The organism is Paenibacillus sp. PL2-23 (genome assembly GCF_040834005.1).
Lineage (GTDB): Bacteria > Bacillota > Bacilli > Paenibacillales > Paenibacillaceae > Pristimantibacillus.
The window spans coordinates 298,034-320,951 of the sequence record NZ_CP162129.1; the positions used below are offsets into that span (position 1 = coordinate 298,034).

Genomic DNA, 22,918 nt, shown 5'->3' on the forward strand with positions numbered 1-22,918 from the left:
CTCCCTTATTGATAAGCTCTTACCTCATAGACGCCAACGCGTCTTGCGCCATTCGTGCGGTGGAACACGATCTTGCATTCATTCGTCTGAATGGGCTCAAATTGCAGCCTGTTGACTCGATGATAGTTGTCTTGAACAGCAATAACTTCCACGTAGTCATCCTTCGATTTGGCATAAACCGTATAATCCTTCACCAAGGTGGGAAACACTGAGAAATCCTTGTATATTTCCAGGTTATCGTAGTTGTAATTCAGGTTGGAGTCGAATGCCAGCTGCAATTGGCTGATGGTCTGCAGGTCAGGAAAGCGGATACACAGCTCTTCATCCCCATTCGTCAGATCGGACAGCCACAGGTTAGGCAGGCCATGGTTTCGCGATAAGCCGTTGATGACATTCTCTGCGCCGTACACGTCTTGCTCCGGAGTTGTTCGGTAGCAGGGAAGCCCCTTCTCCAGCTTCCACATCTCCTTCTTGACCTCCAAGGTGTCAATATCGCAGAAGGTGGTACGCCGGTTCATAGGCCTTTTTTTCAGTAAAAATACGCCATTCACTTCGTCCTCGCACATACCTAGTTGAATGCCGGGGTTGGGCTCCAGCTCTATAAACAGCTTTCCAGTGTCTGTCTCCGCGTGCACAGGCAGATGAATCCATGTAAATTCTGTTGTGGCTGGCACCTTGACGATGCCTTCATACAGCTTGATCTGCGGTGCGTAATTCTGATGCTTGGCAGGAGCGTACACGGTGTAATGAAGCTCAGTCGCCGATTCGCTGCGCAGTTGAAGGGACAGCTCCTCCACCCTCTTCTTCACCGGTACGATCAGTGCATATTTGCCGTCCAGCGTCTGGCTGGATGTCATCTGTTCCATCGAGGAGACGTGCACCGAGCTGGTTGATACAGTCGCTCTCCTGCACAGATCAAGAGCATCATCGTTTTGCTTGCCGATAATGTATTGATCATTGGCAAGCAGCAGCTGCTGCAGCTCCTTCATATGCTGTTGAAGAACCTCCCGGGGCTTTACGTTGTACTTCCGGCAGAGATAGGCTGCAGCAGCACACGACTGCCCCAACACGGCGAGAGTGGCCATCACTCTTGTGGAGCCGAATGCGACATGAGTCGTCGACATGCAGCGGCTGGCTACGAATAAATTGGTTATATTTTTGGAATAGCAGCTCCGATAAGGGATAGGGTATACGCCATGCAGGACGAAATGCCGGGTCGTCATGTCCTTGGAGAAAAAACCTTCTGTAGCATGGAGGTCGATCGACCATCCGCCATAGCCAATGGCATCCTCAAAATCGGTCTGCTCGACGATATCGCCCTCTGTCAGAATATAGTCTCCGATCAGCCTTCTGGATTCACGCTTGCCTGGTGCGCTGCTGACAAATTCTAAGTCATACTGAGCCGAGTCGTAGCTGCCGCTGTTCTTGATATGATTCCAGATGCCGAAGACCAGCTCACGGTGATTTTGCATGATCTCCTCATTGTGTTCGATCTGATCCTTCCCATGTCCAATTTCATAGAACCATTGCATCCGATACCCCTCGTATCGGGTATTGCCTTCCATGCGCTCCGGAATTTCTCGATGCTGCAGCGCCTCTTCCACAGACAGACTGTTGGCGAAATCGGGCATGACAAACTTGGCGGGCCTGCCCGTATCCTTTGAGTACCATGATAGTGTGCTAAGCAGCACATGGTTATCGGCTTCGTCAGGCGCAATACGTTCATTAAATTCCGATTTGGCCTCTCGTCCAGTACGGTATTCCGCTCCCGCCAGATATCCAACCGTTCCGTCTCCCGTATCATCCAGGAATAACGGACTATAAAAGTCAAATCGTTTCTCCGTACCCTGCTGCGCTCCCGAGACATATACAATACATCCCTTGCCGTCCGTCTCTACCCTGTCAACGTTGGTGTTCAAATATAAGGAGAGGTTAAGCTCTCGCATCACAAAGTCAAGAAGAACGGTTTCCCACAAATAAGCGTTGCCTTGAGGATTGCGATACAGATTCTCAAGACGCAGCTCCTCCATGATGCCCGTCTCCCTTGCATAGAAGTTGAATTCCTGGGCTCCGTCTGCACCGGCTACATTAATGCGATTCTCGGGACTGGCATTTCCTCCGAGATACCCTCGATTATTAATCAAAGCCACCTTCATCCCTAGCCGTGCAGCTTGAATCGCTGCGCAGATTCCCGGCATGCCTCCTCCTACTACCGTTAAATCCTGCTCCACCTTTATGATTTTAAATTCCATTCGCTGTTGCCTCCCTTAAAGCTTGTCTCATATCTATATAATAGTTTCTATAGAAATCCTATTACATGCACGGAACTGTAGGATTGATATCTTATATCAACTTTATTAGAATAGTGGTGACCCTGACTGAAAGGGAGGACGCATACAATGGACACTCGAGTTGTCATTAACCGTAATGAATTGCCGTCACTGATGTCTATAGGCGTGTTTGAAACCTCCAGACCGTGGATTCATTTGGACCGGATCCTGGCTATTGATACGATGCTTTATGTGACGAACGGCGCTGTAACGGTATGCGAAGAAAACACAGACTACACCATATCCGAGGGAGAGGTGTTTTTTCTTAAGCACCAATGCCGTCATTGGGGGAGGCTGCCCATTGCGCCGGGCTCTAGATGGTTCTGGATCTCATTCCTGCCATTCCGAAGCCTGGGTGAAGAGCAGCAGCTTATTCTTCCGAAGCAGTACAAGCTAACCCAGGAGGAGCCCTTCGTGTCCATGGTGGAGACGATGCTGCAGCTGTATGCCTCCTCCTCCCCAGTAAGGCATGAACGGCTTAACGGTATGCTGTACCAGATCTTGTACGAGCTGCTGCATCAGCATCTGCATGGAGGAGAGGAGCATTCTCCCTCATCCCTAACAGCCAAAATCATAAAGCTTCTGAAGCAGCAGGCGGAGCTGCCCTTCGACAGCCATGCGATTGCGAACGCAATGAATATGAATTACACCTATCTGGGACGCGTGTTTAAACTGAATACGGGAACTACGATCAACCACTACTACCGGAGACTGAAGATAGAGAGAGCCATTGCCTACATGCAATCCGACATGTTGAACATCTCGCAAATAAGTGAACGGCTCTCATTTCCCAATCCTTATTACTTCAGCCGTGTATTCAAACAGGTTACGGGTGTATCTCCCAAAGAATATCAGCAGCAGCTCTACCGATAGCCGAAGCTCTCGCCAAGCTTGGATGGTTGGAAAAGCCCCCTATCCTATGCGATAAGCATGGGATAGGGGGCTGCTTGGCCTTACTTCTTCTTAATCGTTTCGTCGCCGCGCCGTTTAATGTTTTCAATCGTTTTCTCCAGCGCTTGCTCCTTCACGAGGTACTTCTCAACCTCTTCGGTAATGACCTTCTCGTATTGCACGTTGTTAGGGCCCATTACCTTCTCGCCTACAAAGACAGTCTCAGCGTTAGTGAACACAGATTTCAGATGATCGACGGTAATGCCGTCATCCGCAAGAGCTTCGCCAAAGATCTCGAAGAGCTCCTCCTGCGCAACTGTACGATTGGCGGATTCGGAGGAGTCCGCATATTGGGCGGAGAGTCGGCTCAGATCCAGAGCGATTTCAAGTGCGAGCTCAGGATCAGCGGAAGTCGGCGAAATGCCAAATCCATTCACGATTCCCCATGTTTTGGTTTGCTCCCCGCTGTCGACAGGCAGTGGAGCAACGCCCATCTTCCAATCCCGCGGGAATTTCTCCTTGTTCGCTGCCCATGGCAGTACCCAACCGCCTTGAATATTCATAGCGTAAGAACCATTCATGAATGCTGGTGGATCAATCTTGGAGGTGACGGCATTGGCGTGCGTCGGCATACTGCTGTCCACATGCATCATATTAAAGGTACGCTCCATGGCTTTGGCGAAAGCGGGATCCTCGATGTTGGACAAGCCTTCGCTGGTATAGAAATGCTCGCCGCCGCCGAGCGCCATAATGGCATCGCCATACCAGAAGGTGCCCCATGGAAGATAGAATGCGCCATACTTCTTATTGGCGCCTTCGCCGCTAGTCAGCTGCTTGGCCAGCTCACGATATTCATCCCACGTCATTGGAATCTTGTCGTCCGGGTACGGAACGCCTGCTTTGTCGAACATATCCTTGTTGTAGTACAGCGCCCAGCGGGTAATATTATGAGGTACGATGAACAGCTGTCCATTATTGCTCGCATTGTCTACATAAGGACCAAATTCCTTTGTGAAATCCACCCCAATCTTCTGTGCAAGCTCATCCAGCGGAACGATTGTGCCTGCATCCGACCACTGCTGTTGTAGCATCGGATTAGCGACAATAATAAGATCTACCTGGCTGCCGGCTGCGATAGCGATTGGAACAGCTGTCAGGAAATCCGCTTCTCTGCCATGAAAGTCGAATGTGACATGCTTGTACTTCTCCAGCTTCTGGATCTCCTCCATCGCCTTTTGCATTTTAATATCTTCATCGATACCGTTCAAATGGATGACCATCTTGATAGGCTTCTTGGCATCGGAGCCTTCCTTGGACTCATTTCCTTTGGACGCAGGTGTCTCTCCGCCATTGGATGACTGACTGCAGGCTGCAAGTAACGACATGACGAGAACAATCATAAGCAGAATGGTCATTTGTCTTTTCATCGCTTATTACCCCTTTTATAATGATTTATTATGATTAAGCGGCAAGCCGCTCTACCATCGCAACAATGGGCTAACCTTTGACGCCTGATAGCGCAACACCCTCTACAAAGTGCCTTTGCGCAAACAAATACACGACGATAATCGGAATCAGTGCGAGGGTCGCGCCTGCCATTTGCACGGCAAAGTTAGTAGAATATTCTCCCTTGAAGCTGGCAATTCCGACGCTCAGCACCTGCTTCAGCGGGTCGTTGATATAAATGAGCGAGCTAAAGTATTCATTCCAACCCCATGTAAATGCCAGTATGAACAACGCTGTAATTTGTGATTTTGCAAGCGGCAGCACGATACGACCGAAAGTCGTATATTCATTGCACCCATCGATTTTGGCCGCTTGCAGAAGATCATTGGGAATAGAGGTGAAAAACTGCCGCATAAGAAAGATGGAGAACGCGTTGAACATCCAGGGAAGCGCCACGCTGAGCACGTTATTAATTAAGCCCAGCTCCTTAAAAATCATAAATTGCGGAATGATTCGGACCTCTACCGGAATCATCATCGTGGCAATAAAGAGCAGGAAGATCGTATTCTTCCCCTTGAAATCCAGCTTGGCAAAGGCATAACCGGCAATGGTGCTGACAAACAACACCAGGAACACAATATAAAAGGTAACCAATGCCGTATTGGCGTACCAATTCAGAAAGGGGAATTCGGTAATCGCCGTCGTATAATTGCTGGTATTCACATTGTCGGGAATCCATTGGATGGGCATCTGGAATACTTCGCTTTCATATTTGAAGGATGCGGACAGCATCCAGGCAAGCGGGAATACCATAATGAGCCCCACCGCAACGAGTATTAGATTTCGAACCCACCGGATCGTAAGCGTCATGCTGCTACTCACAGAATTTCCCCTCCTCTATGCATATTTGACCCATTTTTTCTGACCGTACCATTGCACCATAGTTACAATCACCACCAGAACAAAGAATATCCAGGAAACTGCAGATGCGTATCCCATGTTATATTGCTTAAAGGCTGTGTCATAAATGTGGTAGACCATCGTCACGGATGCCGTTCCTGGTCCCCCCTGCGTCATGACCATCACCTCAGCAAAGATCTGGAAGGAGGAAATAACAGAGGTGATCATGAGGAAAAACGTAGTAGGAGAAATCATCGGAACGGTAATTCTGAAAAACTGCTGCAGCTTGTTGGCGCCGTCAATGGATGCCGCCTCATAATAAGTGCTGGATATCCCCTGTAGTCCGGCCAAATAAATGACAATGCAGTACCCCAAGTGCTTCCATATCCAAAACAAGGCAATCGTGGGAAGCGCCCACTTTACACTCATCACCCAGCCCGGAGGCGAGTCTACACCAAGTGCTTGAAGGACGTAATTGACTGGACCGAATTCGGGCTGGAATAACGCCGAGAACACGAGGGCAGCAGCCGTAATCGTCGTAATATAGGGCACAAAATACATGGCGCGCAGCAGTCCGCGGCCCAAAATACGTGCGTTAAGCTGTATAGCAATGACCAGCGACAAGATGAGCAGAAGCGGCACCGCCATTACAACGAGCAGCAGGTTGTTCATGAGTCCAATTCGAAAATATTCATTATCAATCGCATCCGCGTAATTCTGCAAGCCAATGAATGTGGAGCCTGAAGCCCCTTTGAACATGTTCCAGTCCATAAAGCTGAGATACAACGAATTAAACAGCGGATAGGCCATAAACGCCAAAAAACCGATAAATGCCGGCAATATAAATGAATAGCCCACTGCATTTTCTCTTAAGCTTAGTTTCCTTCTGGATGCCACCGTAATCCCTCCCCAAATTCCAAACCATCGTTTAAATATTATATATAAAAATTAATTCTATACTTGTATTCTAGTTAAAGCGCTTCCAATAGTCAAGAAATTTATACTATATATAAAATTAACAATTACATATAAAACAATGAGGGTGCCGATTATTCATCCTTGTATGAATGGCATTGCAGAGTGTATGACAAAAAAAGCGGGACTCGCTTAAGCATGATGCTTAAACGGGTCCCGCTTTTTTTTAACCACAATAGAATTTATAGGTTTTCGAGTATTCGAAAAACGGAAATTCTATTTGGCGATAAATCCTACATCTAAACGCGGTCGCTCATCTCTGAAAGGCCTCGATAGAGGATTTCTCATATTGAATTTTGGGCCATCATGAGATGAACGACTTGCCGCCGCGCTGTACAGTCAGCACAACCCTCAAGTACGAGGTCAAGGCTGGCCGCCCGTGATTGACGGCTTCCAAGATGAAGTGCAGGGTCTGCCCGCTCGACGCATCATGGGGAACGGTGAAGCTTGAGACGACGTCGCGCTTGCTAACCTTCAAGCTGGCCGCCTCCGGTGACCCCGGTGCGGGAATAGTGGCCGGATAGGGCTGCTGCTCAGGGGCGGCAGTGCCAGGCGCGGCCAGCCATTCTATGGCTCCCGGATACGTATCGGCCTCCTCGTAGCGCCACCACCTGCCCGTCACATGGCCATTGTCCGGGTCCTGGACCGCTGCCGCCAAGGTGACGACTTCCCCGGGGCGCACCACAAGGCTATTGCTCCTGGGGCTCAGGAGCTGTGCAATTGGCGGATGGCTGGCATCCTCGTAACGAGGGGTAACGGTCCACTTCATGCGGGCTGCGAAGTCGCGCTGCGCGGCGCCGAACCAGCGGGCGACGGCATAGGAGTGTGAAGCGATGCCGTCTGGCGTAATATCTTTGCCGCCCCGTCCGCCCCAGCCGCCGTAGCTGCCGTCGATATGAGCATCAAGTCCATTGTTAATGAGGTTCATGAAGATGGAGGTATCGCCCTCCGATATCCAGGCGCCGGGCTCCTTCAGCGCTTTATACCAGACGTTGTAACCAAGCTCTTGCAGCTGCTCAACCGTCAGGCCGGCGAAGCCGAAGAAGTCAGTTCGGTCGTTCTGATGCATAATCTTCCCGTCTCCCCACACACGGTAGAACTCGCCAAAGGGGCCTACGCTTGAGACATGCTCCTTCATCCAGGCAGAGGACAGATATTGCTGGTCATGAGGCAAGGCCTCCTGATGCGCCCCGTAACCCCATATGCCGGTGGACATATCCCGGCATTCTATATCCGGCCATTGAGGTCTGATATAACCGGGATAGACGCCGTCTTGATCCCCGAACGCCTGGAGGATGACCTTCCTGCATACATGGCGATAGATGTCCTCCCAGGCTTTCGTATGCTTGTAAGTCTCTTCAATGGATAACAAGGCTCTGCCGATGGTCGACATGCCCGCGCCTGATAAGAGATACAGCGGACCAGGCTTGTCATCCAGAATGAGCGACTTGATGCGATTGGAGCCGGGGCTTTCCTGTGACATATCGCCGGGAAAGCTGACATTGCCTTCATAGATGCGTGATTGCAGCAGGTCTGGCTCTGGATAGCCGTCGGAATGCGCGATCAGATTGGTGTAGACGCGGGCATAGATGTCGACCCCTTCCTCCATGAATCGGGAATCATGGTCCCATCTCCATTGCGTGATCGGACCTATGCCGATGTGGGTGTGCTCCGAATTGCCCTCGAACGTAGTTCCTTTCCCGTCACCCTTCCAGTGGTAGATGCTGCTCTGATAGATGAAAGCTTCTGTATCGAATTGGTCGCTGTAGAGCAGATAACGTACCAATGTATTTAAGTCATCAAGCTCAGGATCCAGCAGAAGCACCGTGCGCGGCTTCCTAGCTGCCTGTGCCGATATGCCAGCTTTGATCATGCCCATGTCACTCCCTATTTGTTGTTATGCCTTATACAGTTGAATTCGCGCGAAGGCTTTCCGCCTGCGGCGCTGCGGATGAATGCCGCAGGACAATTCTTGTATCCACTTTGATTTTGGTTCTGACCTCCTTGGCGTCATGAATGGAGCCGATCAGCAGGTCGACGGCCAGATGCGCCATACGCTCCTTCTCGACATGAATCGTCGTTAATTCCGGAGAGACAATAACCGACTCCGTGATGTTGTCAAAGCCAACAACAGAGATATCTCCGGGAATGCTGAAGCCGAGTTCCGCCAGCGTCTTCATGGCGCTAATCGCGATATAGTCGCATTCGCAGAACAGGGCAGTCGGCAGCGAGCCTCCCTTGGCCAGAAATTGCTCCAGCTGCTTGCGAAGCGACTCCTGAGAGGAGAGGATGGTCGGCGCAACGGACAGGAGGTGGGGCTCCGTCACCTGAATGCCGCGCTCTTCGAGCGCTGCCGAGAAGCCGCGCCGCCGCTCATCAAAGTTATGGATTCTCACATTAGAGGAGATATAGCCGATCTGGCGATGCCCGATTTCATATAAATGCTTGCCTGCCTGATAAGCCCCCATAAAGTTGTTGATTTCCACAAAGTGCACGGGCAGCGTGTCAAAGCTCGTATCCAGCACAACGAGATTGCGCTGGTGGCTGGCGATATACGAAATATGCTCCGGCGACAGGTTGGTGCCCAGCAAGATGAGACCGTCTGACCGAGGGTCGTCCGCAATGAGCCGGACATCGCGCTCGAACGCGCCCATGTCAAGGGACGAGAACATCATGGAATAGCCCTTGGCACGGCATCGCTCCTCAATGTATTGAATCAGCTCCCGGAAGAAGGGCTGCTGATAATATTCCTCTAATACAATGCCGGAATTGGTAATGACGAGAAACGTTAACGCTTTGGATGGAGAGGAGTCTGACGAAGCGCGCGGCTTAGGCGTGTAGCCGTAATCCTTGGCGATCTTGAGGATGCGCTCGCGCGTTTCGGAGCTGATGCCCGGTTTATCGTTGAAGGCCAACGATACGGCGGACTTGGATACGCCAGCAATCTTCGCAATGTCTTCCAGTTTCAATGGCAAAACTCCGTTTCTAGAAATATATGAATTTCCTGTATTTAGTTTAGTGAGTTTAGCGTACTATGATTCCACTAAAAACGCAAGGGTCCCGCCCTATTGTTTAGTTTGTTTATTACGAAACTAGATTAACCTTTGACTAAACAGCGCTAAAAACGATTGACTGAACCCAATTTAAATGCTAATCTGAATATAAATTTAACAAACAGTTTAGTTATATTTATAGTTAGTTTAGTTTATTAGTATCTAATTCATTTCGGGGGGCCATTGTATGAAAAAGTTCAAGCTGGGTTATGCGCCTACACGTCGATTCGTTTTTAGTGCCGAGGATGCTTACAAGTATAAGATTATGATCAGAGAAAAAATCGAAAGCTTTGGCTTGGATATGGACATTGTGGATCTGGAGGGCCTGAATTCCGAAGGGCTGCTGTATGACGATCATATCAATGCGGAGCAAATTGCAGACCACCTCAAGAAGGCAGAGGTTGACGCTGTATTTTTCCCGCATTGCAATTTCGGAACGGAGGATACGGTTGCCAGAGTCGGGAAGGCGCTTGGCAAGCCGGTCCTGCTGTGGGGACCTCAGGACGAGGCGCCGCTTGAGGACGGCATGAGGCTGCGGGATACGCAATGCGGCTTGTTCGCTACAGGCAAGGTGCTTCGCCGCTTCAATGTTCCCTTCACTTACATTACCAACAGCAGGGTGAACGATCCCGTATTCGAGCGCGGCTTCGTCAACTTTGTTGCGGCGTCGAACGTCGTGCGCCAGTTCCGCAAGCTGCGGATTCTGCAGATCGGCCCGCGTCCGGCGTCCTTCTGGACCATGATGTGCAACGAGGGGGAGCTGCTTGAGCGCTTCGGCATTGAGATTCATCCCATCACGTTAATTGATATTCAGCGCGCCTCGCAGCGGATTGAGAAGGGCAACAGCTCTGAGCTGGCGGCGGCGATGGACTACATCAAAGCGAAGCTGGATTGGTCGGAGGTGACGGAGGAGGACGTGCGGCGGATTGCTGCCTTGAAGGTGGCGATGAAGCAATACGCGGTAAGCACAGGAAGCACGGCAATCGCGATTCAATGCTGGTCTTCGCTGCAGGACGCTATGGGCATTATGCCGTGCCTTGCCAACGCCATTCTGACCGACGAGCAAATTCCAGTTACCTGCGAGACCGACATCCATGGAGCTATTACTTCCGTAATGGTGCAAGCGGCTACGATGAATCAGGCGCCTACGTTCTTCGCGGATTTGACTATTCGTCATCCGCAGAATGCTAATGGCGAGCTGCTGTTCCATTGCGGCAATTTCCCGGTGTCCTTGTCGGTGGAGGATAAGCCGAAGCTCAAGAAGCATTTCCTGTTCGACTCCCATGCCCCTGGCACGCATGAAGGGGAAATTCGCGGCGGAGATATGACATTGGCGCGCTTCGACGGGGACCACGGCGAATATCAGCTGTTCCTCGGTAAAGCCAAGGGCATCGAAGGCCCGTATACGCGGGGCTCCTATGTATGGGTTGAGGTCAACGATTGGCCGCTGTGGGAGGAGAAACTGGTGAAGGGTCCTTATGTGCATCATTCCGTAGGCATTCATGCCAATGCGATTCCGGCGTTGTACGATGCTTGCCAGTATATTCCGGGTCTCAAGCCTGATCCAGTGGATCCGACGGAACAGCAGATTCAAGCATGGCTCAGAGGAGCCGGATTATAAAGGAGGATGACGGAAATGACCACTATGGTAACGAACTTGGAGCTGAAGAGGAAAGCCGTTCAGATTCGAAAGGACCTCTTAACCATGATCCATCGGGCCAAGACTGGTCACACGGGCGGCTCGTTAAGCAATACGGATATTTTGACAGCCTTATATTATAAGATCATGAAATTGGATGTAGCCAATCCCAAGTGGGAGGATCGCGACCGGTTCATCGCCAGTAAAGGACACTCTGTGGAGTCGCTCTGGTGCATTCTCGCGGATAAAGGCTTCTTCCCCAAGGAAGAGCTGGAGACGTTCAGCGAGTTCGGTACGCGATTGATTGGACATCCCAACAACAAGGTGCCTGGCATCGAGATGAATACGGGCGCCCTTGGGCATGGTCTGGCCATCTCCGTTGGCATGGCGCTTGCGGCGAAGCGGGACGGCAGAAGCTACCGGACGTTCTGCTTGATGGGAGACGGCGAGCAAGCGGAAGGCTCGGTATGGGAAGCGGCAATGGCAGGCGCGCATTACAAGCTGGACAATCTGGTGGGCATCATTGATCGCAATCGTCTGCAGATCAGCGGCACAACCGAAGAGGTGATGGGACTGGAGCCGCTGGAGGAGAAGTGGGCGGCATTCGGCTGGCATGTCGTGTCTATCGACGGCAACGACATGGATGCTCTGGTGCAAGCGTTCGAGGAGGCGCCTTCCGTGCCAGGCAAGCCAACCTTGCTGATGGCTAATACGGTGAAGGGCAAGGGTGTGTCCTTCGCGGAGAACTCGGCGAAATGGCATCATCACGTCCCGAACGACGACGATCTGGCGAAGGCTCTGGCGGAGCTCGATGCCCGCGACCGCAAGTACTTATCGGAAGGGCAGGGACTATAAGATGGCAAATACAATTCCCAATAGAAAAGTGATCTGCGATACGCTTCTGGAGCTTGCGCAGGCTGATCACGATATTATGGTTCTGGCCAGCGATTCGCGAGGCTCGGCGTCCATGGCGCCGTTCGCGGATACGTATCCCAATCAGTTCGTCGAGGTAGGCATCGCGGAACAAAATATTGTCGGCATTGCGGCAGGCTTGGCGCACAGCGGCAAGAAGCCGTTCGTCACCTCGCCCGCATGCTTCCTAAGTATGCGAAGCATCGAGCAGATCAAGGTGGACGTGGCGTATTCCGGCACGAACGTCAAGCTTGTAGGCATCAGCGGCGGCGTCAGCTACGGCGCGCTGGGCATGTCTCACCACTCCGTGCAGGACATTGCGGTTGCTCGGGCGATTCCGGGCCTCGCGGTAATGCTTCCAGCCGATCGGCATGAGACGAAGCGGATGACCGAGGCTTTGACGAAGCATGTAGGCGGTGTATATATGCGGATCGGACGTAATCCCGTTGAGGATGTGTATGACAGCGACGACTACGAGTTCGAGATTGGCAAGGCTGTCACGATGCGAGAGGGGACTGACGTCACTATCATCGCAGCTGGAGAGACTGTGCGAGTCGCGCTGGATGCCCATCAACTGCTGGCAGAAGCCGGGTTGTCGTGCCGCGTCATCAATATGCATACCATTAAGCCGCTCGACGAGGAAGCGATTCGGAAGGCAGCCGAGGAGACGGGCTGCATCCTTACGCTGGAGGAGCACAGCGTGTATGGCGGGCTGGGCGCGGCCGTATCGGAGGTTGTGGTTCAGCATCATCCTGTGCCGATGAGCATACTGGGCATTCCGGATGAGCCGGCAATAGCGGGCAAGACGGCGGAGGTATTCGCCCATTACGGCCTCAGCGGGGCTAACGTTGCCCAGACGGCGCAGTCGCTTATCGCCAAGAAGGTGATCTAATGGCGAACCGGGAATATGTATTGGCGGTCGACCAGAGCACGTCCGGGACGAAGGCGCTCTTGGTCGACAAGATGGGCTCTGTATTAGCCAGGGGCTCAGCCGAGCATACGCAATATTATCCTCGTCCCGGCTGGGTGGAGCATGATCCCGTCGAGATATACGAGAATGTGAAGCAGGCCATTCGGAAGGTGATGACCGCTGCGGGCATCCGCAGCGAGGAGCTGGCTGCTCTTACCATAACGAATCAACGAGAGACGGCGGTGCTCTGGGATCGGGCAACGGGCCTGCCGGTTGGCCGGGCTATTGTATGGCAGTGCCAGCGGACGGCGGTGGCTTGCGCCGAGCTGCGGGCGCTTGGTTATGAAGAGTCGGTGCGCGAGAAGACGGGTCTCATGCTGGATCCGTATTTCTCCGCAACGAAGTGGAGCTGGCTGCTTGATCATATCGAGGGGGCTCGAGCTCGTGCGGATCGAGGGGAATTGCTGGCCGGAACGATCGACAGCTGGCTGCTGTGGAAGCTGACCGGAGGTAAGGTTCACGCTACGGATTATACGAATGCGAGCCGTACGCAGCTGTTCAATATTAGTACGCTGCAGTGGGATGAAGAGCTGTGCCAATGGTTCCGCGTGCCAATCGGATTGCTGCCGGAAGCGAAGGACTCTGACGCTGTTTTTGGCGAAGCAAGCGAACTCGGACTGTTCGATACGCCTGTCCCCATCTCAGGCGTTATTGGCGATTCGCAAGCCGCTTTGTTCGGGCATTTGTGTCTGGATCCGGGTATGGCGAAGGCCACATATGGCACGGGGACGTCGGTGTTGATGAATGTCGGCGACCGGCCAATCCAGGGAGTGAAGGGGCTCGTTAACACGGTCGCTTGGGGTCGCAAGGGCAAGGCAACCTATGCGCTTGAGGCGGTTATTCGGACCTCCGGAGACAGTCTCAAGTGGGTGAGAGACAACCTGGGTCTATTCCAAACCTTCGAGGAGCTGGACGCCTTGCTTCAGGAGGCGAATGAGCATGAGGGTGTCTATCTGGTTCCCGCCTTTGTGGGCCTCGGAGCGCCATATTGGGCTCCGGATGCCAGAGCGTCGATTATTGGATTGAACCGTGGCAGCGGGAGGGCGCAAATCGTGCGAGCCGCTATCGATTCCATTGCGTATCAGGTAAGGGATGCCGTTCAGCTTCTTCAGGAGGAATCCGGGGTGCCGCTGATCGCATTGCGCGCAGATGGAGGAGCCAGTGATAATCGGGTGCTTATGCAATTCCAAGCCGACATGCTGGGGCAGACGGTTCTGAAGTCCAACGTCTCCGAGCTGTCCGCATTAGGCTCCGTCTATATGGGGGGGCTTGGTGTGGGCTTCTGGCAATCGGAGGAGGAAATTGCGGCTAACCTGGATAGCGAAAGCTATATCAGGTACAGTCCGTTCATGGAGAAGGACACTCGCGCTACCTTGTATCAAGGCTGGAAGGCTGCGGTGGCGACTGTACTGAGATAGACGGTGCTGATTTATCGTCTCGAATGAAGACGACACCAAAAAAAGCTGCCCGGCCATCCTGCAAGAGGAAGGCGGGCAGCTTTTGCATCAATACAAGTTCTAAGACAAACGTGTGCTGCTCCGCCAAAGGACGGCGCAGCCGATTACGCTTGGCTTTGTTCCACTCATTAAGCCTTGTTGGAGGAACCGAACTCGCGGATTTTGCCGATAACGGTTTGTTTGATCGCTTCACGGCCAGGGCCGATGAATTTGCGCGGATCGTATACTTCCGCATCAGCAGCCAGAACCTCGCGAACCGTTCTTGTGAACGCGATTTGGTTCTCTGTGTTTACGTTGATCTTCGCTGTGCCAAGGGAGATCGATTTTTTGATTTGCTCAGTCGGGATCCCTGTTCCGCCATGAAGAACAAGCGGAAGCTTGATCACTTGGCAGATCTCTTCCATCTCCTTGAAGCCCAGGTTCGGCTCGCCTTTGTAAGGGCCGTGTACGGAGCCCAGCGCAGGAGCGAGGCAGTCGATGCCCGTACGTTGAACGAGCTCGAAGCATTCCTTCGGATCTGCATAGATAACGCCGTCTGCAATGACGTCGTCTTCTTGTCCGCCAACCACGCCCAGCTCCGCTTCAACGGAAACGCCTTTGGAATGCGCGTATTCAACAACCTTCTTCGTTGTTTCAACGTTCTCTTCGAACGGATGGTGGGAAGCGTCGATCATAACGGAAGTGAAGCCAGCGTCGATAGCGGCTTTACATTTCTCGAAGCTGGAGCCGTGGTCCAGATGGATCGCTACAGGAACCGTAATTTTTTGCTCCTCGATCAGAGCTTGTACGAATGCTGTAATGACCTTGAAGCCGCCCATATACTTAGCCGCGCCTTCGGATACGCCGAGGATTACCGGGGATTGCTCGGATTGAGCAGCGTCCAGAATCGCTTGCGTCCACTCCAGGTTGTTGATGTTGAACTGACCTACCGCATAACCTTCTTGAAGCCCTTTGTTCAGCATGTCCTTCATGGATTCCAATGCCATTGTTAATTGCCTCCTACACTGTTTTTAAGATCATTGCTTCGCTTATATGGTTGCCGCAATGCCCGAACGGGACATGGTTGTGTGATCGTGGATGGACCGCAGCTTCCTGCAGGCTCGTCATCCAATCTCCTGTCCACTTGTCATTCAATTGTTTATTATACATGATCTTTCCGAATTTAGCCGTATTTCATGATGAAAAAATGCGCATTTTCTTTCGTTTTTTATTGCGGGAAAGCGTGTAAGCGTTACCTATTGCGAAATGGAGGGGATTAGCGGGGGATGCAGGGTTTTTGGACTCATGAAGAGTCGATCTGTGAGTAACGGTGGGGGGAAAGTGTGGAGCTTGGTGCGACAGAGACACTTTGTGTCGTTGTAGCGCCATCTAGCTGCTCATCTGGTCTCATAACGATCCCACGTGTCGCTGTTGCACCTGTTGGTGCACCATTTGTTGCCATAACGACACCTCATGTCGTTGTAGCGCCAACTAGCTGCTTATCTGGTCTCATAACGATCCCACGTGTCGCTGTTGCATCTGTTGGTGCACCATGTGCTGCGATAGCGACACCTCGTGTCGTTGTAGGGCTAACTAGCTGCTCTTCTGGGGCAGTCGCTTTTGGAGAATCGGCAGGTTGTCTGCTGTTGTGATAGTTCGCGTTTTTTTCGGGCGGCCATGTTTAAGATTCGTTAAAGGTTCACCCTTTACAATACAAACATGACAGGGACGCCATTGGAGAGTGTCCAGACTGAATACAGTGAGAAGGGTGATAACGATGACGATAAAAACGAGATGGGCGAGCATCGTGGCGGCTGGGCTGGCGGTGGCTCTATTGGCCGGCTGCGAAGGAACGGGAGAATCGGCGAACGCGGGCCAGCAATCCGGCGCAGCTCTTGCGAGCGGCGGATCAGAGGCAAGCGGAGACCATCAGGCGGCGACGCTGGCATATGTGAGCGAAATGGACAAGACGGGGATTATGACCTTCAACGTAGCCGTCGATGAAGCGGAATGGCAGGCTATGCTGGACAATGCGGCAGCGGAAGAATATATATCGGCTGACGTCACCATCAACGGCACAACCATTGAGAATGTTGGGATTCGTCCCAAAGGCAACTCCAGCCTCTCCTCTATTGTGCGAGATGAGACAACAGACCGATACAGCTTCAAGATCAAGTTCGATGAATATGTGGAGGGTCAGACGTGGCTCGGCCTCGACAAGCTTGTGCTGAACAGCAATTTTTCTGACGCGACAAGCATGAAGGAGTATTTGTCATATGACATCATGACCTATATTGGGGTGAACGCGCCGCTGTTTGCTTATGCGGACATCTCGCTTAACGGCGAGACTTGGGGGCTGTATTTGGCCGTAGAGGATGTGGACAGCGGCTTCCTCCAACGTGTGTACAACGATGAAGGCGAGCTGTATAAGCCTGAATCCGGCATGGATGCTGGCGGCATGGGTGGAGGAAGACAGCCTGAAGTTGCAATGGAGCCGCCGGCTGGCGCAGCTCCTGAGAGGAGTAATCAAGAGGGAGGGATAGGCGCTGCCGAAGGAGCGGCTCCAGCTATGCCTGACCGGCAGAATGGCGGCGGTGGAATGAGAGGCATGGCGAATAACGGCGTTTCCCTGCAATATACCGATGATGAGATCAGCAGCTACTCCGGGATCTTTGACAATGCGGAGACCAAGACGGATGAGGCCGATCATCAGCGTGTCATCGAGGCGCTGAAAAATGTGAGTGAAGGCAATGAGCTGGAAACGTATGTGGATGTAGACGCCGTGCTTCGTTATTTTGCAGCGCATACGACAGTCGTTAATCTCGACAGCTACATTTCTAATATGGGCCACAACTATTATCTCTACGAAAATGATGGCCAAATCAGCATTCTGCCGTGGGACTACAACCTGGCGTTCGGAGGCTTCCAGTCGAACAGCGCTTCGGCTGTCGTCAACTTCCCGATCGACACCCCTGTCTCAGGCATTAGCATGGAGGAGCGTCCTCTGCTAGCCAAGCTGCTGGAGGTGCCGGAATACCTCGATACCTATCACGAATATGTGCAGCAAATTGTGGATGGATACTTTGCGGATGGCAAGTTCGCTCAGACAGTAGATCAGCTGAGCGCCATGATTACGGAGTATGTGGAGCAAGATCCAACTGCCTTCTACACACTGGAGGAATTTCAAGCGGGCGTCGCGGAGCTGAAGAAGCTGGGCGAGCTTCGGGCACAGAGCATAAAAGGCCAGCTGGACGGCACCATCCCGTCGACCACTGAAGGACAGGCGAATAATGCCGAGGCGCTGATTGATGCTTCGTCCATCAACTTACAGGCGCTTGGCTCCCAGGGCGGCGGAGATCGCGGAGGCATGGGGGGCATCGGCGGCATGGGAGGCGCAGGCATGGGCGGTTTGGACGGACCGGAAGGCTTCCCCAGCTTGAACGGACTGGACCGCGAGGCAATAAATAAGGCTATGCAGCTCTTACAGGAGGCCGGAGGGACGATGACCGACGAGCTGAAGGCGCAGCTGCTGGAGCTGGGCTTGACCGAAGAGGGGATAGCTGCGCTTGCGCAGATGGGCAATGGACGTCGGCTGCCCGCCAGCGGCCAGTAGTGCGTATTCACAAAAAGAGTGCAGCTCAAGATCGAGAAGAGCAAGATTTATAAGAATTTGGACATATTGGATGACCAGGAGAAGGAAGTTGTGATAGGGCGTTTCGGGTTGGTGTATGGCGGGGATGAGCGGACGCAGCGGGAGATTGCGGGATTTCGCGGAGCTATGTGAGTCGGATTGAGGAGCGGGCGCTTATGAAACTGTATCATTAGTTTTATAAGGCGAAGCAGTAGATTTTATCTTAGCGGACGCTTGAAAATAAGCGTCTGCTTTTTGTATTTCGAGTTAAAGTGCACAAAGTGAAGGGTGAGTGGGGTCTGCTCGGATGTTCAATTTGAAGGATTTGCTGCTTATTGAGAACATCGAAATATAGGTATAATTGACTAATCATAGTGTAAGTTTTGGTGTATAATGTATACAAAAGTAACGGAAATTGGGGTATTTGGAGGGGCTAATATGGCTAGAGGTTTCATAAGTACATTAAATAAAATTGCTAAAGAGGCTGCTAAAGCACAAAGAGCAGCTGAAAGGTCAAGAAATGCAGCGATTCGAGAACATGAGCGAAACTTAAGACTTCAAAGACAATTCGAGCGTCAAGTGGAACGCGACAAAGAACGAGCAATTAAGCAATCCATACGAGACCAAAAAGCATATGAAAAGGAACGGAAAGCCGCATACATTGAAGACAGAAAAGTAGAAACCAATGACCTTAATGATGAAGTAATATATCGACTCAATGAATTTAAGTCAATTATCAGTGAGACACTTAGTGTGGATGATAATATTTCTTTTAGCTCGTTATCCTACAGCATTCGGCGGTGAGGAGTAGGCACCTGTATCTTATAGGTGTCATTTTTTTATTTTGTATTCCTCCCACTATAAAGTAATGTTTTCTCCTGTTTCCTCACGTATTCTCAATATTTCCTCTAAGGCCCCCTAATTAAATTGGAGTCCTCGTCCCCAATAATCTACAATGAAATGAGGGAGATGATTGGGATGAGGAAACGGATGAATGAGGAGACCAAGGTGAGGATCGTCAAGGAGGCGATCTCTGGTGTGAAGGTGGGCGTATTGGCTCGATTGTACGACTTGCACCCGGAAACGGTTCGAACATGGGTAAGGGAACATCGGGAGTCTATCCCTCCAGAAGAGATTCCCTTGACGGATGAGCATCTGGAAGAGCTCAAGCGACTTCAAGATGTGGAAGATCGCTATGAAAAGGCCATTAAGGTACTTGGCGAGAAAGAGCTGGAAATCGAGATTCTGCGTGATCTCCTAAAAAAGAAGAACCCCGCTTACCAGAAAGACTTGAGGTAGCAGAACCATTCATTGAGCGGGGAGAGGCAGCAGCATTGGTTCTGCGCATTCTAGATATATCGGAATCCACGTACTACGCACGTAAGAAAAGAGAAGTTCAGCCTACGCCATCAGCTGCTACAGGCCAAAGAGGACGGCCGTTACCTGGCCATACCTACACGTTCTGCGGCATACCGAAGAGTGACGAAGAGATCAAGGAAAGGCTCATGGAATTTGTGGAAGGTGAGGAGCACGTGTACGGCTACAAGATGCTCACCGAGTGTCTGCGTGATGACCCCTACAAGCTCAAGATCAACAAGAAGAAGGTCTACCGCCTCTGCAAAGAGCTCGGCATCTTACAGAAGGCGTGGGACCGCAAATCACCCCATCCGCGGAGACTGCCAAAGAACCGTCTCATCACAGGTCGCAACCAACTTTGGCAAATGGACATCAAGTACGGGTATGCCATCGGCGTCGAACGATTCTTTTTCGTTCTGTCCATTATTGATGTGTTCGATCGCGTTGTAGTTGGACAGTACAGAGGGGCAGCTTGTAAAGCCAGTCACGCTGTACAGACGCTTAATCAGGCGCTGCAGGACCGCATAACGGAAGGAGAACCGATGCCCGTAATTCGCACCGATAATGGCCCGCAGTTCGTCAGCCAACTGTTTGGGGACATGTGTGAGTCTCTGGGGATGGAACACGAGCGCATCCCACCAAGAACACCAGATTTGAACGCCTACATTGAATCCTTTCACAGCATTCTAGAGCGTAATCTGTTCCGCAGAAAAACGTTCATGACCCTGGAAGAAGCCTACAAATCGCTGGATACGTACATGGACTTCTATAACAACCGCCGGAAGCACGGCAGCTTGAGAAACATGCCGCCAGCGAGGTACTCCGAGTGGATCATGACGCTTGAGGATACCACCTCTTTTCATAAAGCGATGTAAGAATGCGAAAAAACGAGCTACTCTACGAAAGACTGTATTCTGGTGGACAGGACTCCTGATTAAGGGGGCCTATACGTTTCAACTTTGACAGCTTGAGCGTTAAATATGGAGAATGTGGCCTAGGCAACTGACTGAAGTCAGAGCGTAGGCGGGAATAGAGCTTAGGATGTCAGATTCCAAAACTGTGGATAATTCGTTATGATCGCACAGTTGGATATCCACATTCACCCTCGGGGTTTACCCTCCCATGTCACGCTGGGTCTATGCCCTTATATTCCTTCGTTCTACCTCTCAAGGGGTGGATGCCGATTCTTGCTCCTTTACAGGGTCGTTGCCCTTATGGATTGTAGTCCTTCGGCTGCTCCAGTGCTTCCGTTGTCTTAGCTATTGATTGAGTTTATCGTGAGTTAACAGGTCATGCTTTGATTAAGCTGCCATTTGTATCTGAGCTTGACGAACCGGCCCTATTACATCATTTGCATCGTATTCTTTCTGCTGTGTTCCTAACGTGAAAAGAATTCGGATAAGCTTTCCACATAATGCGATGATGGACTGTTTCTTCTTCAGCGGGTTCTGACTTCTCGTCGTATAGTAATGATGAAGCGCCTTGAACGCAGGATTCTTAGCCACCATCGGCATCACGGCCCGAAACAGCAGCGCTCGTAGACGCGAGCGCCCTCGCTTGCTTATTCCGGTCCTACCCTTTCTCTTGCCGGAGCTATTTTCTTTCAAGTTCAGACCGGCTAAACGAATGATTTGCTGCCCATGGTCGTAGTTGTGGATATCCCCAACTTCAGCCAGAAACCCTGCTACCGTCACCACTCCGACGCCTGGCACCGACAACATCTGTGCAGTGCCCGGAATACTCTCGAGGATCTCCAGCACCTTTGCCATGGTTGTCTCGAGCTGCTCGCTAAACAAGTCGTATTGTTGCAACAAGACGGCCAGTTCAATTCGAGCTGCCTCTACGCCCTCTGTAAGACCGATTGAGGTGGCGGCTGTAGCCACGAGCTTCTCCGCCCGCTTTATGCCTACTCCTCGTTTCACTTCTGTCCTCCAATGCTCTAGGACGACCCTGGAGCCCTTAGCCCTAATCTCAGCGGGCAGCGGAAACGCTCTGAGCGTCATAAGCGATGCCTTGCCTTCCCAGACTTTGAAGACACTTGTGTACTCCGGGAAGAAGCGGTCAAACCAATTGACGATACGACCTTTAACTTGCGTTAGGCTTACCGACATCTTTTCTCGGAGATTCATTAGAATCCGGAGATCTGCATACTCTTTTGTCGGCAGATTCGGTTCAGAGTACTTTCCATTGCGAATGAGATCGGCGATGACTTTCGCGTCCTTGTAGTCGCTCTTCGTCTGCGAGTTATCTTCTAACTCTTTGCTTTTATTTGACGTGGTGCGGATTAACGATAACGATTTTAATACCTTGCTCCTTCAGGTACGCTGCTAATGGGAACCACTAGTGCCCGGTGGGCTCAATTCCAAAGACGATCTCCGTCTTTTCATGAGCTTGTTTAAGCTCCTTCATCCAAGTCGCAAGTTTCATCAGCCCGCTCGCATCATTGTGGAACGTACAGTCTTTTCCGAGTTCAATACCGCGGAAATCTACTGCCCGAGCCACATGAATCTTCTTCGCGATGTCTGCTCCTACTACGAGCGTTGAATCGGTAATTTGTGTAATACGTTGAATCTGTTTCTGCTTAAGTTTATACTTCATGTTGAGCGTCTCTTTCGTATGTGGGATTGTTCTTGCCGGAACGTTTCCCAGTATACAAGAGGTGCTTTTTTCGTTCAAAGCTCAAATTACTTCATTACAGGAATGGCTCTATTTTTATTTTAATGGGATGCGCAAAAAAAGCTGGCGCCGGCTGAGGACCGAAGGCAGCTTTTAGTCTAATCATCTAGTACTCATATTATATTCCACTTAACTATATAGATACTTTCGGAGCCATCTTTTTGGAGGTGGTGTGAGTTCCTTGATCGTAGTCGCAGGAATGCCAGCAGCCAACACATTCGGCGGAATGTCTTTCGTTACCACGCTGCCTGCACCGATAACTGAATTGTCACCGATAGTTACACCAGGTAATATAACAACTCCACGCGATATCCAGACGTTCCTTCCAATATTTATTTCCTTGCAACTAATCTCATCATTAGCATCTACCGAGTGAAAATTTGAATCAATTATGTTGACTAGTGGTCCTATAATAGTGTTCTTCCCGATAGTTATCTTTTTCGTACATCCGATGTCAAAACCATAGTTAATGAATACATTATCATGTATTGTTAATTCTGCCTGTTGAAATACGACAACCGAAGAACCTATTCTTTCGCCATTCATAATTAAGTTCGATCCGATATTAAGCGTTCCTTTGTTGACTACACTTACCTTTCCATTGACCCGGACAATTCCTTTTGTAGAAGTTGCCTTTCTCCCTACTTGTATGAATCCCTTACTTCTTGTTAGAAACTCGCGGAACAGCGCCAGTTGCATATCA

At 51.2% G+C, this 22,918-nt stretch carries 17 protein-coding genes and 2 pseudogenes; 10 read left to right on the plus strand and 9 right to left on the minus strand.

The window, feature by feature from the left end:
• Positions 1–5 precede the first annotated feature (5 nt).
• A complete protein-coding gene (locus tag AB1S56_RS01325) occupies positions 6–2,252 on the minus strand; it encodes an FAD-dependent oxidoreductase (RefSeq protein ID WP_340872281.1) in 2,247 nt (748 codons plus the stop codon).
• A gap of 147 nt (positions 2,253–2,399) precedes the next feature.
• Between AB1S56_RS01325 and AB1S56_RS01330 the strand changes: the two genes are divergently transcribed.
• On the plus strand, positions 2,400–3,203 hold the full coding sequence (locus tag AB1S56_RS01330) for an AraC family transcriptional regulator (protein ID WP_340872279.1): 804 nt from the start codon (positions 2,400–2,402) through the stop codon (positions 3,201–3,203).
• Positions 3,204–3,283: 80 nt separating this feature from the next.
• On the opposite strand, the gene AB1S56_RS01335 is transcribed toward AB1S56_RS01330, so the two are convergent.
• The 5 genes from AB1S56_RS01335 to AB1S56_RS01355 all read right to left on the minus strand — a co-directional run bounded on the left by AB1S56_RS01335 (position 3,284) and on the right by AB1S56_RS01355 (position 9,511).
• Positions 3,284–4,648, minus strand: coding sequence for an extracellular solute-binding protein (locus AB1S56_RS01335; protein ID WP_340872278.1), 1,365 nt, complete (start codon positions 4,646–4,648; stop codon positions 3,284–3,286).
• A gap of 70 nt (positions 4,649–4,718) precedes the next feature.
• Positions 4,719–5,549, minus strand: coding sequence for a carbohydrate ABC transporter permease (locus AB1S56_RS01340; protein WP_340872275.1), 831 nt, complete (start codon positions 5,547–5,549; stop codon positions 4,719–4,721).
• Between the two features lie 15 nt (positions 5,550–5,564).
• Positions 5,565–6,464: a sugar ABC transporter permease gene (locus tag AB1S56_RS01345; RefSeq protein ID WP_340872273.1), complete on the minus strand. Its 900-nt coding sequence runs from the start codon at positions 6,462–6,464 to the stop codon at positions 5,565–5,567.
• Between the two features lie 382 nt (positions 6,465–6,846).
• Complete coding sequence (locus AB1S56_RS01350; RefSeq protein ID WP_340872272.1) at positions 6,847–8,415, minus strand: nucleoside hydrolase-like domain-containing protein; 1,569 nt, start codon at positions 8,413–8,415, stop codon at positions 6,847–6,849.
• 31 nt (positions 8,416–8,446) lie between these two features.
• Complete coding sequence (locus AB1S56_RS01355; protein ID WP_340872270.1) at positions 8,447–9,511, minus strand: LacI family DNA-binding transcriptional regulator; 1,065 nt, start codon at positions 9,509–9,511, stop codon at positions 8,447–8,449.
• Positions 9,512–9,782: 271 nt separating this feature from the next.
• Here AB1S56_RS01355 and AB1S56_RS01360 point away from each other — a divergent pair, with 271 nt between their 5' ends.
• The 4 genes from AB1S56_RS01360 to glpK are packed head-to-tail and all read left to right on the plus strand — an operon-like array spanning position 9,783 to position 14,534.
• On the plus strand, positions 9,783–11,216 hold the full coding sequence (locus AB1S56_RS01360; RefSeq protein WP_340872269.1) for an L-fucose/L-arabinose isomerase family protein: 1,434 nt from the start codon (positions 9,783–9,785) through the stop codon (positions 11,214–11,216).
• A gap of 24 nt (positions 11,217–11,240) precedes the next feature.
• Positions 11,241–12,089 carry a transketolase gene (locus AB1S56_RS01365; protein WP_340872334.1) on the plus strand — a complete coding sequence of 283 codons (849 nt, stop codon included), beginning with the start codon at positions 11,241–11,243 and terminating at the stop codon, positions 12,087–12,089.
• Between the two features lies 1 nt (position 12,090).
• The gene (locus tag AB1S56_RS01370) at positions 12,091–13,038 is read left to right on the plus strand and encodes a transketolase C-terminal domain-containing protein (RefSeq protein WP_340872268.1); all 948 of its coding nucleotides are present in this window, start codon (positions 12,091–12,093) and stop codon (positions 13,036–13,038) included.
• The gene (glpK, locus tag AB1S56_RS01375) at positions 13,038–14,534 is read left to right on the plus strand and encodes a glycerol kinase GlpK (protein WP_340872267.1); all 1,497 of its coding nucleotides are present in this window, start codon (positions 13,038–13,040) and stop codon (positions 14,532–14,534) included. Before AB1S56_RS01370 ends, glpK begins: the two co-directional genes overlap by 1 nt.
• Positions 14,535–14,701: 167 nt before the next feature.
• Here glpK and AB1S56_RS01380 read toward each other — a convergent pair whose 3' ends face one another.
• Positions 14,702–15,559, minus strand: coding sequence for a class II fructose-bisphosphate aldolase (locus AB1S56_RS01380; RefSeq protein ID WP_340872265.1), 858 nt, complete (start codon positions 15,557–15,559; stop codon positions 14,702–14,704).
• Positions 15,560–16,329: 770 nt separating this feature from the next.
• On the opposite strand from AB1S56_RS01380, the gene AB1S56_RS01385 reads away from it, so the two are divergent.
• The 5 genes and pseudogenes from AB1S56_RS01385 to AB1S56_RS01405 all read left to right on the plus strand — a co-directional run bounded on the left by AB1S56_RS01385 (position 16,330) and on the right by AB1S56_RS01405 (position 20,414).
• On the plus strand, positions 16,330–18,165 hold the full coding sequence (locus tag AB1S56_RS01385; RefSeq protein WP_340872263.1) for a CotH kinase family protein: 1,836 nt from the start codon (positions 16,330–16,332) through the stop codon (positions 18,163–18,165).
• A 15-nt stretch (positions 18,166–18,180) separates the two neighbouring features.
• Positions 18,181–18,377: pseudogene (locus AB1S56_RS01390) on the plus strand (sigma factor-like helix-turn-helix DNA-binding protein); the annotation flags it as partial.
• A 244-nt stretch (positions 18,378–18,621) separates the two neighbouring features.
• Positions 18,622–18,987 (plus strand): hypothetical protein, encoded by a 366-nt coding sequence (locus AB1S56_RS01395; protein ID WP_340872261.1) that lies wholly within the window; start codon positions 18,622–18,624, stop codon positions 18,985–18,987.
• Positions 18,988–19,161: 174 nt separating this feature from the next.
• Positions 19,162–19,482, plus strand: coding sequence for a transposase (locus AB1S56_RS01400; RefSeq protein WP_340872260.1), 321 nt, complete (start codon positions 19,162–19,164; stop codon positions 19,480–19,482).
• A 35-nt stretch (positions 19,483–19,517) separates the two neighbouring features.
• Positions 19,518–20,414, plus strand: a complete 897-nt coding sequence (locus tag AB1S56_RS01405; RefSeq protein ID WP_367903410.1) for an IS3 family transposase — start codon at positions 19,518–19,520, stop codon at positions 20,412–20,414.
• Between the two features lie 426 nt (positions 20,415–20,840).
• Here the strand turns inward: AB1S56_RS01405 and AB1S56_RS01410 are convergent.
• Positions 20,841–22,137: pseudogene (locus tag AB1S56_RS01410) on the minus strand (IS110 family transposase).
• Between the two features lie 207 nt (positions 22,138–22,344).
• Positions 22,345–22,914, minus strand: coding sequence for an acetyltransferase (locus tag AB1S56_RS01415; RefSeq protein WP_340873612.1), 570 nt, complete (start codon positions 22,912–22,914; stop codon positions 22,345–22,347).
• Positions 22,915–22,918: the final 4 nt, after the last annotated feature.